Raw genomic sequence first — 17580 nt, forward strand, 5'->3', positions numbered from 1 at the left:
GCCGCGCTCGCGGACCGGCCGTTTGCTTGTCGGCGCCTCGCCCGCTCAGTGCAGGATCTGGCTGAGGAACAGCTTGGTGCGCTCGTGCTGCGGGTTGGAGAAGAACGCCTCGGGCTCGTTCATCTCGATGATCTGGCCGGCATCCATGAAGATGACCCGGTTCGCGACCTGACGGGCGAAGCCCATCTCATGGGTCACGCACAGCATGGTCATGCCTTCCTCGGCGAGGCTGACCATGGTCTCCAGCACCTCCTTCACCATCTCCGGGTCGAGCGCGGAGGTCGGCTCATCGAACAGCATGATCTTCGGCTTCATGCACAGCGCGCGGGCGATGGCGACGCGCTGCTGCTGGCCGCCGGAGAGCTGGCCGGGATACTTGTTCGCCTGCTCGGGGATCTTCACCTTGGTGAGGAAGTGCATCGCCAGCTCCTCCGCGTCCTTCTTGGGCATCTTGCGGACCCAGATCGGCGCCAGCGTGCAGTTCTCGAGAATGGTGAGGTGCGGGAACAGGTTGAAGTGCTGGAAGCACATGCCGACCTCGCGCCGGATCTCGTCGATCCGCTTGAGGTCGTCGGTCAGCTCGATGCCGTCGACCACGATCGTGCCCTGCTGGTGTTCCTCCAGCCGGTTGATGCAGCGGATCATGGTCGACTTGCCGGAGCCCGACGGCCCGCAGATGACGATGCGCTCGCCGCGCTTCACCTTGAGGTTGATGTCCTTAAGGACATGGAACTCGCCGTACCATTTGTGGACGCCGACCAGCTCGACCGCGACCTCGTGGCCGGGGGCCGTATGCACCGCGTGCAGTTGGGCGTCCGGCACGATGGAGTGGGATTCGCTCATTGGACAGGTTCTCCGTCGTTTAACGCCAGAGGCGTGGTCGGCGTCAGTGCCGGTGGGAGGTGTTCAGCCGCCGCTCCACGAAGAGCGAGTAGCGTGACATGCCGAAGCAGAAGAAGAAATAGATCAGGCCGGCAAAGGCGAAGCCCGTATAGAGCGTCACCGGGCTGGCCCAGTTCGGGTCGGTGAAGGAGGCGCGAAGCTGGCCCAGGAAGTCGAAGATCGACACGATGAGCACCAGCGTCGTGTCCTTGAACAGGCTGATGAAGCTGTTCACGATGCCCGGGATCACCAGCGTCAGCGCCTGCGGGAGGATGATGAGGCGCATCATCTGGCTCCAGGTGAGGCCCATCGCCATGGCGCCCTCATACTGGCCCTTGGGGATGGCCTGGAGCCCGCCGCGCACCACCTCGGCCATGTAGGCGGCCGAGAACAGCGCGACGCCGACCAGCGCGCGCAGCAGCCCGTCCGGGTTGGCACCCGCCGGCAGGAACAGCGGCAGCATGTAGGTGGCGAAGAACAGCACCGTGATCAGCGGCACGCCGCGCCAGAACTCGATGAACACGATGGACAGCAGCCGCACGATCGGCATGGTCGAGCGGCGCCCGAGCGCGAGCGCGATGCCGAGCGGCAGCGAGGCCACGATGCCGGTGACCGCGATCACCAGCGTCACCAGCAGCCCGCCCCACTGGCGCGTCTCCACGTAAGGCAGGCCGAAATCGATGTCCCAGATCAGCACCAGCACGCCGAAGGCGGCGAACACCATCAGCGTGTTACGGGCCGCCGAGGGCGCGCTGCCCCCGATCACGCCGATCACCGCCCCGACCAGCAGCGCCACCACGATCGCGGTCAGGATGTAGTCCACCCAGAAGGCGATGTTGATCCCGGCGATGGTGACGTCGCCGACGATCAGGTGGATCAGCCCGAAGCGCTCGAACAGGAAGGCCGAGGCGTCGATGTTGCCGCCCGTCAGCAGCACGAAGGCGACGATCGGGAAGGCGACGAAGAACAGCAGCGCGTTCAGGCGCTTCATCGGCCAGCTCGGCACCAAGAGCGGCACCAGCAGCAGCGCGCCGAGGGCGAAGACGACGTTCGGGCGCCAGCGCTCCTCGATCGGGTAGAAGCCGTAGATGAGCTGCCCGAACTTCGCGCCGATGAAGGGCCAGCACGCGCCCACATCCGGCCCGAGGCAGGCCTCGCGGCTGTCGCCGGTCCATACCGCGTCGATCACCATGAAGCGGAGGAGCGGCGGCACGATCAGGAGGAACAGGCCGACGCCCACGATGGTGAGGATGGTGTTCAGCACGCTCGAGAACAGGTTCTCGCGCATCCAGCCGATGACGCCGATATTGCGCACCGGTGGCGGCAGGGGGGTCTCCATCTCCGCGCGGATGAAGGTTCCATCGTCGAATGTCAGGCTCATCGCCGCCCCCTCACCGTTCCACGAGCGCGACGCGCTTGTTGTAGGCGTTCATGATGATCGAGGTGATTATCGACAGCAGCAGGTAGACGCCCATGGTGATGGCGATGATCTCGATCGCCTGCCCGGTCTGGTTCAGCGCCGTGCCGGCGAACACCGCGACGAGGTCGGGATAGCCGATGCCGACCGCCAGTGAGGAGTTCTTGGTCAGGTTCAGGTACTGGCTGGTCAGCGGCGGGATGATCACCCGCATCGCCTGGGGAATGACGACGAGGCGCAGCGTCTGGCCGTTGCGCAGGCCCAGCGAATGCGCGGCCTCGGTCTGGCCGTGGCTCACCGCCTGGATGCCCGCGCGCACGTTCTCCGCGATGAACGCCGCCGTGTAGGTCGCCAGCGCCACGGTCAACGCCACGAATTCGGGAATAATGCGGATGCCGCCGGCGAAGTTGAAGCCCTTCAATTCGGGATGGTCGAAGCTGATCGGGAAGCCGGTGACGATCAGCGCCACCAGCGGCAGCCCGATCAGGATCGCGAGCCCGATCCGCAGCATCGGCATGCGCTGGCCGGTCTCTTCCTGGCGCGCACGCGACCAGTAGTTGATCAATACGACGGCAAGTATCGCGGCACCGGTCGCCCACACGACGAGGCCGGAGCCCTCGCCGAACACCGGGCGGGGCGCGAAGATGCCGCGATTGGACAGGAAGAACTCGCCGAACACGCTGATGCTCTGGCGCGGCCCCGGAAGGGCGCTGAGCACGGCGAGGTACCAGAACAGGATCTGGAACAGCGGCGGCAGGTTGCGCAGGATCTCGACATAGACGGTCGAGAGCGCCCGGACCACGAAGTTCTTGGAAAGTCGCCCGACGCCGACCATGAAGCCAATGATAGTGGCAAGGAAGATGCCGACGACGGCGACGAGGATGGTGTTGAGCAGGCCCACCACGAAGGCGCGGCCATAGGTCGAGGTCTCGGTATAGGGGATCAGGGTCTGGTTGATGCCGAAGCCGGCGGTGTTCTCGAGAAAGCCGAAGCCGGTGGCGATCTTCTGGTCGGCGAGGTTCTCGCGCGCATTGTCGATGAACATCCATCCGAGCACGACCACGACGATCAGGGCGATCACCTGAAGGCCGATGCTGCGCACCTTCGGGTCGTTGATGAATAGCGACTTAGATTGCCCTTCGCCGGGCATGGCCATATCCGACATGGTCCCCCTTCGCCTCTTTGCGAGGCCAGATCATTGCCCGGGCCGGACTTGGCGCCAGCTTGGCCGGGAAAGGCGGGCCCCCGGCATAACCAGGGGCCCGTTTCATCGAAACGTCAGCGGATCGGCATGCCGTACTGGATGCCGCCCTTGGTCCACAGCGCGTTGACGCCGCGCGGCAGCTTCAGGGGGGTGTCGGGACCGACGTTGCGGTCATACATCTCGCCGTAATTGCCCACGCTCTTGATGATGTTGTAGGCCCAGGCGTTGTCGATGCCCATGCCCTCGCCGTACTTGCCCTCGAGGCCGAGCAGGCGGCGGATCTCGGGATTGGTCGCGGACTTGAGCTGGTCGTCGACGTTCTTGGAGCTCACGCCGAGCTCCTCGGCGTCGATCTGGGCGTAGAGCACCCACTTCACGATGTCGAACCACTGGTCGTCGCCATGCGAGACCACCGGGCCGAGCGGCTCCTTGGAGATGATCTCCGGCAGCACGATGTGGTCGTCCGGGTTGGTGAGCTTGAGACGCTCGCCGGCGAGGCCGGAACGGTCGGTCGTCAGCACGTCGCAGCGGCCCGCGTCATAGGCCTTGACCACCTCGTCATTGGTGGCGAAGGCGATGACCTCGTAGGTCATGTTGTTGGCGCGGAAGAAGTCGGCGAGGTTCTGCTCGGTGGTGGTGCCGGTCTGGGTGCAGACCGAGGCGCCCGAAAGCTCGAGGGCCGAGTTCACCTTCTTGTCCTTGCGGATCATGAAGCCCTGGCCGTCATAATAGGTGACGCCCGCGAAGTTCAGGCCCAGCGAGGTGTCGCGGGTGATGGTCCAGGTCGTGTTGCGCGAGAGGATGTCGATATCGCCCGACTGCAGCGCGGTGAAGCGGTCCTTCGCCGACAGCGGCGTGAACTTCACCTTGTCAGGGTCGCCGAAGACCGCCGCGGAGACCGCGCGGCAGAAATCCACGTCGAGGCCCGTCCAATGTCCCTGGTCGTCCGGGCTCGAGAAGCCCGGAAGGCCCTGGCTGACGCCACACTGGACGAAGCCCTTGGACTTCACCTGTTCCAGCTTGGTGGCCGCCTGAGCGCTCACGGCCGCGAGGCCGAAAGCACCCGCAAGGGCGAACGTGGAGAGGAGGCGTTTCATGTTTCTAGCCTTCTTTCTTCGGTTTTGACGGAGGCATCAGGTCCAACGGGCGCACCTGACGCTAGCGAAAGTCGAAGCAATTCGTGTGCCGGCCGGCGCATCATTTTCCGCGGGCGCCATCCGTCATTCGTCCAACAGAGCGCAGAGAGACGCTCGTCCTGGCCTGCCGCAGCGGACCTAACGTCATGAGAACGCCGTATTTATGCTTGGTCAAGCGCTTGACGATACTTCGCGGGAAAGACTCAATGGCGTTTCAGTAGCAGGCAAAGGACAGCGAGAGGGCATGGCCAAGCAGGCAAGAACCAAGAATTCACCGGCCTATGCCGTCGAAACGGAACTGGTCATCGGCGGTCGCGACCCCCAACACTCCTACGGCTTTGTGAACGTGCCCGTCGTGCGCGGCTCGACCGTGCTCTCGCCGACCGTCGCCGACCTCGAAGGACATACCGGCCGCTACGCATACGGCCGGCGCGGCAACCCGACCACGGAAGGGCTGGAAGAGGCGCTGACGCGGCTCGAGGGTGGCGAGGGTGTGGTGCTGGCGCCGTCGGGGCTCTCCGCGGTCAGCCTCGCCCTGCTCTCGGTGCTCGACAGCGGCGACCATTTGCTGATGGTCGACACCGCCTATCAGCCGACCCGGCGCGTCTGCAACGTGACGCTCAAGCGCTTCGGCATCGAGACCACCTTCTACGACCCGCTGGTCGGCGGCGACATCGCCGCGCTGTTCCGCCCCAACACCCGCGCGATCTTCATGGAATCGCCGGGCTCGCAGTCGTTCGAGATGCAGGACGTTCCCGCCATCACGGCCGCCGCCGCCGAGCGCGGCATCTTCACGCTGATGGACAACACCTGGGCGACGCCGCTGTTCTTCCGGCCGCACGATGTCGGCGTGGACATCTCCATCCATGCCGGCACCAAATATCTCGGCGGGCATTCGGACCTGAACATCGGCACCGTCTCCGGCAATGCCCGCGCCTTCGGGCGGATCAAGGCGACCCATGGCGACCTCGGCATCACCGTGGCGCCGGAGGACGCGTTCCTCACCGCGCGCGGCATGCGCACGCTCGGCGTGCGGCTCGCCCGGCACCAGCAGTCCGGCCTCGCCATCGCCCGCTGGCTGGCCGAGCGGCCGGAGGTGCTGCGCGTGCTTCATCCGGGCTTGCCGAGCGACCCCGGCCATGCGCTGTGGAAGCGCGACTACACCGGCGCCTCGGGGCTGTTCAGCTTCATCCTCAAGCCGGTGCCGAAGGCGGCGGTGGACGGCTTCCTCGACGAGTTGCAGTTGTTCGGGCTCGGCTTCAGCTGGGGCGGGTTCGAGAGCCTCGCCATCCCGTTCGACTGCTCGGCCTACCGCACGGCGACAAGCTGGCAGCCCGGCGGGCCGGCCATCCGCGTGCATGTCGGGCTGGAGGACACGGACGACCTGATCGCCGACCTGACGCGCGGCTTCGCCCGCCTCGCCTCGCTGAGCTGAGCGGGGACGGGCCGGCCGCGCGAGGCCAGTTCGAGCGGCCGGCAGGCGGCTTCAATCGGCGTTGCGGTAGAGCGAGAGCCGCACCCGGCGCCCGGCCGCGGGATCAAAGCCCGCGACCTCGGCGCCGCGCTCGATGTGCAGGCCGAGCCATTCGGCGCGGCGCCCGAACCGCGCCTCCTGGCGCCGCTCGACGAACACCACCCGGCAGCCGGGCTGGTCGAGGAAGTCGGCCGCCCCCTCCCCGTCGACGAAGCGCACCGGGCCGGGCATGGCGAAGAGCAGGCTCGGCTCGCTGAAGCCGGCCGCCGCCACGATCCGCTCGCCGGAGCCTTCGGCGCAGGGCGTGCGGGACGCGAGCGCGGCGAGGCGCGGCGAAATCCACAGGCTCTGCATCTGCGGCAGCACGAGCTGCACCACGCCGAAGCCGGAGACCAGCATGCCGGCGATGGCGAGCAGCGTCGCCTTCTCGATCCCGTAGTCGCGCACGAAGGAGGCCGCCGTCACCAGCGCGTAGAAGCCCGCGATCAGCAGCGGCCAGGCGAGCAGGCTGGTGGTGCCGTCGAACACCGCGAGCCCCAGTAGCGCCAGCACCGCGATCAGCGCGCCGATCACCGGCCACAGCCAGAGCACCCGCACGAGCCGCGTATTGGAAAGCGCCAGCGCCCCGCGCTCGACCGCCACCGCAATGAGGATCGCCAGCGCCGGAAAGACCGGCATGAGCTGGGCCGGCACCTTGGCCGGCAGCAGCTCGAACAGGATCCAGGCCGGCAGCACCCAGGCCACCAGGAAGCGCATGGCGCGCAGCCGTCGCGCCTTCCAGACGATCGGCACCGCCAGCGCCGCCAGCGGCGCGCCCGGCCAGAACATGCCCCAGAACATCAGCAGATAGGTGCCCGGCAGGGCGCGGAACCCGTCGAACACCGGGCGGACCGCGCCGGTCAGCGCGCGCAGGGCGGGATCGCCGTCCGAGCCGCCGAAATGGCGCAGCACGAACCACAGCGCCCCGACCACGAGGCACAGGCCGAGACCGGCCAGCGGGGCGCTGCCGCGCAGCACGCGCGCCGAGCGATCCACCGCGACCAGCGCGCCGACCGCCAGCGCCGGGTAGAGCGGCGCGATCAGCCCCTTCACCATCAGCGCGAGGGCCAGCGCGCTCCAGAGGATCGCCGGCAGTCGCCAGCCGCCGGCGTCCGCGACCGCGTCACGCATGTAGAGCCGGCCGAGCGCGCCCATCATGGCGGCGATGCAGGCGACGAGCGGCATGTCGGGCAGTGCGAGCCGGCCGGCAACGCCGAACGAGGCGGAGGAGACCAGCAGCGTGGCCGCGAACAGCGCCGCGCGGCGGCTGGTGAAGGCGAGCGCCGCCCAGTAGGTCAGCAGCGCCGCGGCGATGCCGCCGGCGAGCGAGGTGAGCCGGTAGAGGCCGATCGTGCGCGGCGCCTTGGCATAGCCCGCCGCCTCGGCCGCCCTGACGATGCCCGCCTGGATCCAGTGCAGACCCAGCGGGCGGGTATGGCGGGCCTCGAGGCCGACACGGACCTCGGCGAGATCGCCGGTCTCGACCATCTGGCGCGACACATAGGCGAAGCGCGCCTCGTCGCGATCGACCGGCGGGATGGCGAACATGCCCGGCAGCAGCGCGGCGAGGCACAGCAGCACGAGGAACAGCCCCGCCCGGCGATGCGAAGACGCGGCGGCGTCGAACAGCGACATGATCCGCGCGGCGACCTGCCAGCCGTCGCGCCGCAGGTGCGTCGCACCGCGCTCCTGCTCGCGCGCCGTCACTGGCTTCATCGAGTCGGCCCCTGAAGAGAGTTTGAGCATAGCTGGCTGGAGGGAAAGATGAAATTGCGCCTAAGGCTTAGTGTCAGACCGCCCGGTCGAGCGAGGCGGAGGCCTGAAGGGCGACCTCCTTGGCGTTCCAGCCCTTCAGCAGGCCCGGAACGCGCGCGGCCGGCAGCGCTTTCGAATACAGGAATCCCTGCGCGAAGTCGCAGCCATTCGAGCGCAGATAGGCGGCCTGCGCCGGCGTCTCGACGCCCTCCGCCACCGTCTCGATGCCGAGGCTCTGGCCGAGATTGATGACGGCGCGCACGATCGCCGCGTCGTCGATGTCGTGCTCGATGTCGTGCACGAAGGAACGGTCGATCTTGATGCGGTCGACCGGGAACTGCTTGAGATGCGACAGCGAGGCGTAGCCGGTGCCGAAATCGTCGAGCGCGATGAACACGCCCGCCTGGTGCAGCGCCTGGAGGCTCTGGCGCACGGTCTGCGCGGTGCGGCCGAGGAACACCGTCTCGGTCACCTCCACCACCAGCCGCTCCGGCGGCACGCCGGCCGAATCGAGGGCGGAGAGGATGCGCTCGGGAAGCTCGCCGCGGGCGAATTCCGGGGAGCTGACATTCAGCGCCACATGGCCGAAGGAGCAGCCGAGTTCCATCCACGAGGCCATGTCGCGCGTGGTCAGGGCGAGCAGCCGCTCGCCGATGGCGACAGACAGGTCGGCATCCTCGAACACCTGCCCGAACTCCTGCGGACCCAGCAGCCCCTTGCGCGGATGGCGCCAGCGCAGCAGCGCCTCGAAGCCGACGATCGCGCCGGTGTTGAGGCAGACCTTGGGCTGGTAGTAGGGCAGGAACTCGCCGTTCTCCAGCGCCAGCCGCACCCGCGCGGAAAGCTGGATCCGGCTCTCCGTCGCCTGCTGCATCTGCGGGTCGTATTCGACCGCGACGCCGCGCCCGGCGGCCTTGGCGCGGTAGAGCGCGATGTCCGCGTTCTTCAGCAGCGTCGAGGGGTCGGTACCGTGGGCCGGCGCCATGGTCACGCCGATGCTGGCCCGGCAGGACAGCGCGGTGCGGCGGTAGACGAAGGGCGAGCTGAGCGCGGCCAGAATGCGCTGCGCCGCCACCATGCCCTCCTGCGGGCCGTCGATGCCGGTCAGCAGGATGATGAACTCGTCGCCGCCGAGGCGCGCGACCGTGTCGACCTCCCGCACGCAGTTGCTGAGCCGGCGCGCCGCCTCGATCAGCAGCGCGTCCCCGGCATCGTGGCCGAGCGTGTCGTTGACGTCCTTGAACTGGTCGAGATCGGCGAGCAGCACGCCGACATGCTTGCCCGAGCGCCGCGCCCGCCGCAGCGCGGCGTCCAGCTTGTCGCGCATCAGGCCGCGATTGGGCAGGCCGGTCAGCGCGTCATGATTGGCCATGTGCCACATGCGCTGCTCGGCTTCCTTCTGCTCGGTGATGTCCTGCAGGATGCCGAAGGCGCGCACCACCCCGTTGCCGTCGACCTCCAGCTCGCAGGACTTGCGCACCAGCCGGTGGTGGCCGTGCGCGTTCACGAAGGGCAGCTCGATCTCGAACGGCTCGCGCTGGTCCAGCGCCGTTTCGAATTTGCGCAGGAACTGCTGGCGCGCCTCGGGCGGGAAATGGGACAGGGCGATCTCCGTCGTCGTCTCCCGACCGGGCGTCAGCCCGTAGATGCGGTACACGCCGTCGGACCAGGTGAGCCGTTCCGAGGCGACGTCGATCTCCCAGCCGCCGACCTTGGCGAGGCGCTCGGTCTGCGCCAGCAGCGTCTGGCGGCGCCACAGTTCGCGGCTCTGCATCTCCAGCAGGCTCTGCCCGGTGCGCCGGTGCTCGAGCTCGCGCTTGGCCCGGCGCGTCGCCTCGTGCAGGCGGAACTGATCGACGATGATGTTGGACAGGTGCCGGACGACGTCGAGCTGCTCCTCGCTGAACTCCCGCGGCTCGGGATCGAACAGGCACAGCGAGCCGATGTTGAGCCCCGGCCGCAGCGCGATCGGCGCGCCGACATAGAAGCGGATATGCGGCTCGCCGGTGACGAAGGAGTTGGAGACGAAGCGCTCGTCCGCGCGCGTGTCGGGAACCACCAGCACGTCCGAGCCGAGAAGGGTCCAGGTGCTGAAGGAATCCTCGCGCGTCGTCCCCTCCATCTCCTCGAAGCCCGACTGCGCCATGAACCACTGGCGGTCGCGGTCGACGAGGCCGACGCAGGCGAAGCTGAGATTGAGCACCTGCCGCGCCAGCAGGCAGATGCCGTTCAACGCGGCGGACCGGCCGGAATTGAGGACGTCGAGAGCATAGAGCTCCGCCAGCCTCTCCGCCTCGTTCTCCGGCACCGGATAGTTCATCGCGCACCTGACAGGGCAGCAGTCGAACCGACGAACGACCCCTCGCCCGCCAAGTCATCCCGGCGCGACGACGGGATTCGACTATGCCGAATACGGTACGGCCGCCGCGCGCAAACCAAACGGCATTTCAGCGTGTTTTCGCGCGCCCGTCCATAGAATCGCTCCCGTTTCAGGGGTGCGCCGCGCCTATGGAGGCTATTTCGTCCAGCCCGCCGGTCTCGACGATGAAACGGGCCACGTCCTCCACCCCCTGGCCGGAGCGGATATTGGTGAAGACGAAGGGCCGCCGGCCGCGCATGCGGCGCGAATCGCGGTCCATCACCTCCAGCGAGGCGCCGACATAGGGGGCGAGGTCGACCTTGTTGATCACCAGCAGGTCCGAGCGGGTGATGCCCGGCCCGCCCTTGCGGGGAATCTTCTCGCCGGCGGAGACGTCGATCACGTAGATCGTCAGGTCGGCGAGCTCGGGCGAGAAGGTCGCCGCGAGATTGTCGCCGCCCGATTCGATCAGGATGAGGTCGAGCGCGGGAAAGCGTCCGCGCATCTCGGCGATCGCGGCGAGGTTGGCGGAGGCGTCCTCGCGGATGGCGGTGTGCGGGCAGCCGCCGGTCTCGACACCCATGATCCGCTCGGCCGGCAGGGCGCCGGCGCGGGTCAGGATCTCCGCGTCCTCCTTGGTGTAGATGTCGTTGGTGATGGCGCACAGATCGTAGCGCTCGCGCAGATGTCGGCACAGCGCCTCCATCAGCGCCGTCTTGCCCGAGCCGACCGGCCCGCCGATGCCGACCCTGAGCGGGCCCGAACTGTCCTGTGCCATCACCTTCCCCTCGCCTTCAGCTTCGAAATAGCCGCGTATACTGCGTCTCGTGGCGCATCGACGCGATGTCGGAGCGCAGCGCCGCCCCGCCGATCCGCTCCAGCGGCACCTCGCCCGCCTCGGTCGCGGCGAGACGGATGGTCGGCAGCAGCGCCGCCAGCACCCGGTTGCCGTCGCTCTGGCCGAGCGGCACCAGCCGCACGGCGGCGGAAATCAGGTTCGCCGCCACCGCGTTGAGGAAGGCGGCCAGCGTCGCCGGCAGCGGCAGGGCATGCGCGGCGGCGGCCGCGCCGACCGCGACCGGATAGGCGACCCGCCCGTCCCACATTGCCGCCATCCGCTCCAGCGCCGCCGACGGCCAGGCGTGGCGGGTGGCGGCCATGAAGGCGTCGCCCTGGTTCAGCGTCTCCATCTGCCGCTCGCGCGAGGGCGCGAAGGCGGCGGCGAGCTCGAGCACCTCGTGCAGGCCCGCCTCGTCCCCGGCCGCCATGGCGCGCCAGCCATGGGCCAGCAGCACCGCGTCCGAGAACGGGCCGCCATGGAGCAGGAGGTCGCCGACCCAGCCGCGCAGCGACGCCGCGTCGCCGACGTCGCCGGTCTCGACCGCCCATTCGAGCCCGTGCGAATAGGCGAAGGCGCCGACCGGATAGGCGGGCGACAGCCAGACGAACAGCGCCAGAAGGTCCGCCGCGCCGGCTCCCGCCGCGCCGTCGGCGTCGCTCATCGCTCACCCACGGCGGTGGCCATGATCGTGATGGGCATGGTCATGATGGGCGTGATCGTGATCGTCGTGGGCATGATGGTCGTGGGCATGCTTGGCGTGGTCGTGCTTGGCGTGATCGTGCTCGCCATGGCCATGATCGTCGTGGTCGTGGCCGCAGCCGCACGCTTCGCCATGTTCGTGGGAGTGTTCATGCTTCCCGGCGTTCGCCTTATGCCCCTCGTCATGGGCGTGCGCATGCTCGTGATCGTGCCCATGGTCGTGGTGGTGGGCATGGTCGTGGTCGCCATGGTCATGGCCGCAGCCGCAGGCCTCGCCATGCGCATGGTGCTCGTGGCCGTGATGGCCGTGCGCCTCGGCCGCCTCATAAGCGCCGCCCTCCGGCTCGAACGCCGCCTCGACGATCTCGACGCTCGCCCCGAGCCCGCGCGCCATCTCCTCCAGCACGCTGTCGCGGGCGATGCGGATGCGGTCGGCGAGCAGCTCGGCCGGCACGTGGCGGTTGCCGAGGTGCCAGGCCAGCCGGGCGAGGTGGTGCGGGTCGGTGGCGACGATCTCCGCCACCGGCTCCTCGGCCGCGACCACGGCGACGGTGCGCCCGTCGTCCAGCGACAGCCCGTCGCCGTCCTTCAGCCGCATCGCCTCCGGCAGGTCGAGCAGGAAGGCGACGTCGGCCTCGCCGCGCATGGCGATGCGGCGGCGGTGGCGCCCGTCATGGGGCAGGACGACGCGGTCGGCCGCGGTGGCGGGATCCCAGGTGCCGGCGGGCAGCAGCGAACGGGCGTGGATCATGATCGTCTCCTCGAGGGCCTGGCCGGCAACGCTGGCGCCGCATTGCGGCCGGATGAGGCCCTGCATGTCGTGGCCGCGCCGCGGCCGGTCAAGCGCCGGCCGGCTCCGGGCCGTCGATTCATCCTTAGAACAGGAAGTAGCGCTGCGCCATGGGCAGCTCGCTGGCGGGCGCACAGGTCAGCAGCTCGCCATCCGCGCGCACCTCGTAGGTCTCGGGATCGATCTCCAGCACCGGGGTCGCGCCGTTGTGGACCATGGACGCCTTGCCGATGCCGCCGCGCACGTTCTCGATCGCCACCGTCTGCTTGGCGAGGCCGAGCCGCGCGCCGACGCCGAGCTCCACCGCCGCCTTCGAGACGAAGGTGTAGCTGGTCGCCGTGCGCGCCTTCCCGAAGGCGCCGAACATCGGCCGGTAATGCACCGGCTGCGGGGTCGGGATCGAGGCGTTGGGGTCGCCCATCAGCGCGGCGACGATCGCCCCGCCCTTGATCACCATGTCCGGCTTGGTGCCGAAGAAGGCCGGCGACCAGACCACGAGGTCCGCCAGCTTGCCCTTCTCCACCGAGCCGATATGCGTCGACATGCCGTGCGCGATGGCGGGGTTGATGGTGTACTTGGCCACATAGCGCTTGGCGCGGGCGTTGTCGTTGCGCTCGCTGTCGCCCGGCAGCAGGCCGCGCTGCTGCTTCATCTTGTGCGCCGTCTGCCAGGTGCGGGTGATGACCTCGCCGAGCCGGCCCATGGCCTGGCTGTCCGAGCTCATCATCGAGATCGCGCCGAGGTCGTGCAGGATGTCCTCCGCCGCGATCGTCTCCTTGCGGATGCGGCTCTCGGCGAAGGCGAGGTCCTCGGCGATCAGCGGGTCGAGATGGTGGCACACCATGAGCATGTCGAGATGCTCGTCGAGCGTGTTCACGGTGAAGGGCCGGGTCGGGTTGGTGGAGGACGGCAGCACGTTGGGCAGGCCCGCCACCTTCATGATGTCCGGCGCATGCCCGCCGCCCGCGCCCTCGGTGTGGAAGGCGTGGATGGTGCGGCCCTTGAAGGCGGCGATGGTGTCCTCGACGAAGCCGCTCTCGTTGAGCGTGTCGGTATGGATCATCACCTGGATGTCGTAGTCGTCGGCCACCGACAGGCAGTTGTCGATCGCGGCCGGCGTCGTGCCCCAGTCCTCGTGCAGCTTGAGCGCGCAGGCGCCCGCCTCGATCTGCTCGACCAGCGAGTCCGGCAGCGAGGCGTTGCCCTTGCCCGAGAGGGCGAGGTTGACCGGGAAGCTGTCGAAGGCGCGCAGCATCATCTCGATGTGCCAGGCGCCGGGGGTGCAGGTGGTGGCGTTGGTTCCCGCCGCCGGGCCGGTGCCGCCGCCGAGCATGGTCGTGACGCCGCTCATCAGCGCGTGCTCGATCTGCTGCGGACAGATGAAGTGGATGTGGCTGTCGAAGCCGCCGGCGGTGATGATCTTGCCCTCGCCGGCGATCACCTCGGTCGAGGCGCCGATGACGATGTCGACGCCGGGCTGGATGGCCGGGTTGCCGGCCTTGCCGATGCCGGCGATGCGCCCGTCACGGATGCCGATATCGGCCTTCACGATGCCCCAGTGGTCAAGGATCAGCGCGTTGGTGATCACCGTGTCCACCGCGCCGCCGGCGCGCGTCACCTGCGACTGGCCCATGCCGTCGCGGATGGTCTTGCCGCCGCCGAACTTCACCTCCTCGCCATAGACGGTGAGGTCCTTCTCCACCTCGATGACGAGCGAGGTGTCGGCGAGGCGCACGCGGTCGCCAGTGGTGGGGCCGAACATCTCGGCATAGGTGGAGCGGGAAATCTTGATCGACATGGAAAAATCCGTCTCGGGCCAACGGGCGGCGAAGGGCGGCGGAAAACGCGGGCGAACGAAGGGCTAGAGCGGGCCCATGACTTCCTGGCGGAAGCCGTAGACCTCGCGGTCGCCGGCGAGGGCCACCAGCTTCACCTCGCGCGACTGGCCGGGCTCGAAGCGCACCGCCGTGCCCGAGGGGATGGCGAGGCGCATGCCGCGCGCCTTGTCGCGCTCGAAGGCGAGCGCGGGGTTGGTCTCGAAGAAATGGTAGTGGCTGCCGACCTGGATCGGGCGGTCGCCGGTATTGGCGACGGTGAGCGTGACGAAGTCGCGCCCGGCGAGGAGCTCGATCTCGCCCTCCTCCAGGATGAACTCGCCCGGCGCGCCGGAACCGTGATGCCAGGGAATGGGCTCGTGCACGGTGACGAGCTTGGTCCCGTCCGGGAAGGTGGCCTCGACCTGGATCTCGTAGATCATCTCCGGCACGCCCGGCATGACCTGATCGACGGTGAGCACCTGCGCGCCCAGCGCCATCAGCTCGGCCACCGTCCTGCCGTCGCGCGCGCCTTCGATCACGACGTCGGTGATGAGCGCCACCGCCTCGGGGTAGTTGAGCTTGACGCCGCGCTCCAGGCGGCGGCGGGCGACCATCGCCGCCATGGAGACCAGGAGCTTGTCCTTCTCGCGCGGGCTCAAATTCATCGGGCGTCTCCGGATACTGAAAAGCTGAGCTTAAATCGGGCGGGGCGTCGGTGCCGGCGTTCGTGCGTCGGCGATGCTTGCATCATGAATGCCAGATGCGCGGGACCTCCGCCACGCCGAGCGCGGCGATGGCCCGGCGGATGGCGGTCTCGAGCGGCGCGCCGTCGCGCGCGAGCAGGCGGACCGACAGCATGCCGTCCCAGGCGCTGGCCCCGGCCTCGAGCGTTTCCGGGCCGCGACCGGCGGGACCGGGCACGTCCGGCGGCTCGTCGGAGGCGCCGTCCGGCAGGCCGAGCGCGGCGCGCACCGCGGCGAGCCTGCCCTCGGCATCGGGCGCGACAAGAAGCAGCGTGGCGAAGGCCGCCCAGCCGCCGGCAGCGGCGCGGCAGTCGAGCGTGGCGGCGATGTCGCCGTCCAGCACCAGCCCGTCGGCATAGATCAGGCGCCCGTCGCGCCGGACCCGCCAACTGTCATGCAGCCGGCCGGTGGAGAAACGCTCGCCGCGCGCGGTGCGCCCGAGCACGACCGGCTCCACCAGCAGCAGCCGTCCGCCGGGCGCGACCTCGGCGGCGATGGAGCGCTCGACCCGCGCACCGTCGAACACGATGGTCGCCTGCGGCATCCAGTCGAGGCTCGCCCCCTCCCCGGCCGAAAGGTCGACCGAGATGCGTGAGAGCGAGCCGTCGGATCGGTAGATCTTCTCCGCCGCCTGCGTCGTGACCACGAGATGGGCACCCGATGCCGCGCGGATGGACGTGTGCGAGGTGTCGCCGCCGGCGAGCCCGCCGCCGGTGTTGATCAGCACCGCCTCCAGAGCGTGGCCGCGCCGGCCCGACAGGGGAAAGCGCGCGCGGGCGAAGCCCGCTTCCTCGATCCGCCCGCGCACCGTGCGCCCGGCCTGGGCCAGCGCCTCGACCGAGAGCCGCCCGTGCCCCCGCCGCTCGACCGGGATCGAGGCGGGACGGGCCGGCTCACACGGCAATTCGGTTGCGTACATCCGGGTCCTCGAGGGCGGCGCCACCGCCCGACATCACCACCGCGCCGCGCTCCATCACGATGAAATGGTCCGCGAGCTCCTTGGCGAAGTCGAAATACTGCTCGACCAGCACGATGGCCATATCGCCCTTGCTCCGCAAGTAGCGGATCGCATTGCCGATATCCTTGATGATGGAGGGCTGGATGCCCTCGGTCGGCTCGTCCAGCACCAGCACCTTGGGCCGCATGGTCAGCGCCCGGCCGATGGCGAGCTGCTGCTGCTGGCCGCCCGACAGGTCGCCGCCGCGCCGGCGCATCATCGAATCGAGCACCGGGAACAGCGAGAACACGTCGTCGGGGATGGAACGGTCCGAGCGCTTGAGCGGGGCGAAGCCGGTCTGGAGATTTTCCGCGACGGTCAGCAGCGGGAAGATCTCGCGCCCCTGCGGCACGAAGGCGATGCCGCGCCGCGCCCGCTCGGAGGGCGCCATGGTGGTGATGTCCTCGCCGTCGAAACGGATCGAGCCCTTCGCGACCGGCGCCTGGCCGACGATGGCGCGCATCAGGCTGGTCTTGCCCACGCCGTTGCGCCCGAGCACGCAGGTCACCTTGCCCGCTTCGGCCTTGAGCGAGACGCCGCGCAGCGCCTGTGCGGCGCCGTAGAACAGGTTGATGTCGTTGACTTCCAGCATGCGTCAGCGCCCCAGATAGACTTCGATGACGCGCTCATTGGCGCTGACCTGGTCGAGCGTGCCTTCCGCCAGCACCGAGCCCTCGTGCAGGCACAGCACCCGCACGCCGAGGTCGCGCACGAAGGTCATGTCGTGCTCGACCACGACCACCGAATGGCCGTTGGCGTTGATCTCACGCAGCAGCTCGGCGGTCTGCGCGGTCTCGGCGTCGGTCATGCCGGCGACCGGCTCGTCGACCAGCAGGAGCTTGGGGTCCTGCGCCAGCAGCATGCCGATCTCCAGCCACTGCTTCTGCCCATGCGAGAGATTGCCGCCGAGGCGGTCGCGATGCTCGGTCAGCTTGATGGTCTCGAAGATCTCGTCGATGCGCTCGCGTTCGGCCGCCGTCTCCTTGCGGAAGATGTTGGCGAGCGCCGCCCGCTGCCCCTTCAGCGCCAGGCGCAGATTGTCGAGCACGGTGTGGCTCTCGAACACGGTCGGCTTCTGGAACTTGCGGCCGATGCCGAGCGTGACGATCTCGGTCTCGTCGAGCTTGGTGAGGTCGGTCCTGCCCTCGTTGAAGTAGACGTCGCCTTTGTCGGGCCGCGTCTTGCCGGTGATGACGTCCATCATCGTCGTCTTGCCGGCGCCGTTGGGGCCGATGATGGCCCGCATCTCGCCGGGATCGACGGTGAAGGAAAGCTCGTTCAGGGCGCGGAAGCCGTCGAAGGTGACGGTCACGCCGTTGAGGTAGAGCAGCGCCTCGGTGAGGCCCGTCTTGGCCGCGCCCAGCCCTTCGGCGGGGGCGTCGGCGGTTTCGGGAGCCAGCGTTTCGATGTCGCTCATGACGCGTCCC

At 68.8% G+C, this 17580-nt stretch carries 15 protein-coding genes; 1 reads left to right on the plus strand and 14 read right to left on the minus strand.

The features are described 5' to 3' along the window. Window positions 1-45: 45 nt before the first annotated feature. The 4 genes from NVS89_RS00280 to NVS89_RS00295 form a co-directional block, all read right to left on the minus strand. A complete protein-coding gene (locus tag NVS89_RS00280; RefSeq protein WP_258730446.1) occupies window positions 46-843 on the minus strand; it encodes an amino acid ABC transporter ATP-binding protein in 798 nt (265 codons plus the stop codon). Window positions 844-886: 43 nt separating this feature from the next. Further along, window positions 887-2263, minus strand: coding sequence for an amino acid ABC transporter permease (locus NVS89_RS00285; protein ID WP_258730447.1), 1377 nt, complete (start codon window positions 2261-2263; stop codon window positions 887-889). Window positions 2264-2273: 10 nt separating this feature from the next. Continuing rightward, window positions 2274-3464, minus strand: a complete 1191-nt coding sequence (locus NVS89_RS00290; RefSeq protein ID WP_258730448.1) for an amino acid ABC transporter permease — start codon at window positions 3462-3464, stop codon at window positions 2274-2276. A gap of 113 nt (window positions 3465-3577) precedes the next feature. Next, on the minus strand, window positions 3578-4600 hold the full coding sequence (locus NVS89_RS00295; RefSeq protein WP_258730449.1) for an amino acid ABC transporter substrate-binding protein: 1023 nt from the start codon (window positions 4598-4600) through the stop codon (window positions 3578-3580). 283 nt (window positions 4601-4883) lie between these two features. Between NVS89_RS00295 and metC the strand changes: the two genes are divergently transcribed. Continuing rightward, window positions 4884-6074, plus strand: a complete 1191-nt coding sequence (gene metC / locus NVS89_RS00300; RefSeq protein ID WP_258730450.1) for a cystathionine beta-lyase — start codon at window positions 4884-4886, stop codon at window positions 6072-6074. A gap of 51 nt (window positions 6075-6125) precedes the next feature. On the opposite strand, the gene NVS89_RS00305 is transcribed toward metC, so the two are convergent. The 10 genes from NVS89_RS00305 to urtD form a co-directional block, all read right to left on the minus strand. Then, window positions 6126-7868 carry an ArnT family glycosyltransferase gene (locus NVS89_RS00305; protein ID WP_258730451.1) on the minus strand — a complete coding sequence of 581 codons (1743 nt, stop codon included), beginning with the start codon at window positions 7866-7868 and terminating at the stop codon, window positions 6126-6128. A 73-nt stretch (window positions 7869-7941) separates the two neighbouring features. Beyond that, window positions 7942-10227 carry a putative bifunctional diguanylate cyclase/phosphodiesterase gene (locus NVS89_RS00310; RefSeq protein ID WP_258730452.1) on the minus strand — a complete coding sequence of 762 codons (2286 nt, stop codon included), beginning with the start codon at window positions 10225-10227 and terminating at the stop codon, window positions 7942-7944. A gap of 169 nt (window positions 10228-10396) precedes the next feature. Next, the gene (gene ureG / locus NVS89_RS00315) at window positions 10397-11044 is read right to left on the minus strand and encodes an urease accessory protein UreG (protein WP_258730453.1); all 648 of its coding nucleotides are present in this window, start codon (window positions 11042-11044) and stop codon (window positions 10397-10399) included. Window positions 11045-11060: 16 nt separating this feature from the next. After that, window positions 11061-11768, minus strand: a complete 708-nt coding sequence (locus tag NVS89_RS00320) for an urease accessory protein UreF (RefSeq protein WP_258730454.1) — start codon at window positions 11766-11768, stop codon at window positions 11061-11063. Window positions 11769-11771: 3 nt separating this feature from the next. After that, a complete protein-coding gene (locus NVS89_RS00325) occupies window positions 11772-12557 on the minus strand; it encodes an urease accessory protein UreE (protein ID WP_258730455.1) in 786 nt (261 codons plus the stop codon). Between the two features lie 124 nt (window positions 12558-12681). Further along, entirely contained in the window at window positions 12682-14394 is a 1713-nt protein-coding gene (gene ureC, locus NVS89_RS00330; RefSeq protein WP_258730456.1) for an urease subunit alpha, read from the minus strand. Between the two features lie 63 nt (window positions 14395-14457). Next, window positions 14458-15078 (minus strand): urease subunit gamma, encoded by a 621-nt coding sequence (locus NVS89_RS00335; protein WP_258730457.1) that lies wholly within the window; start codon window positions 15076-15078, stop codon window positions 14458-14460. A gap of 82 nt (window positions 15079-15160) precedes the next feature. Further along, window positions 15161-16075: an urease accessory protein UreD gene (locus NVS89_RS00340; protein WP_258730458.1), complete on the minus strand. Its 915-nt coding sequence runs from the start codon at window positions 16073-16075 to the stop codon at window positions 15161-15163. Further along, on the minus strand, window positions 16050-16745 hold the full coding sequence (urtE, locus tag NVS89_RS00345; RefSeq protein WP_258730460.1) for an urea ABC transporter ATP-binding subunit UrtE: 696 nt from the start codon (window positions 16743-16745) through the stop codon (window positions 16050-16052). Before urtE ends, NVS89_RS00340 begins: the two co-directional genes overlap by 26 nt. Window positions 16746-16748: 3 nt before the next feature. After that, window positions 16749-17570: an urea ABC transporter ATP-binding protein UrtD gene (gene urtD, locus NVS89_RS00350; RefSeq protein WP_258730461.1), complete on the minus strand. Its 822-nt coding sequence runs from the start codon at window positions 17568-17570 to the stop codon at window positions 16749-16751. Window positions 17571-17580 lie beyond the last annotated feature (10 nt).

Origin of the sequence: Ancylobacter mangrovi (genome assembly GCF_024752355.1) — a bacterium.
Lineage (GTDB): Bacteria > Pseudomonadota > Alphaproteobacteria > Rhizobiales > Xanthobacteraceae > Ancylobacter > Ancylobacter mangrovi.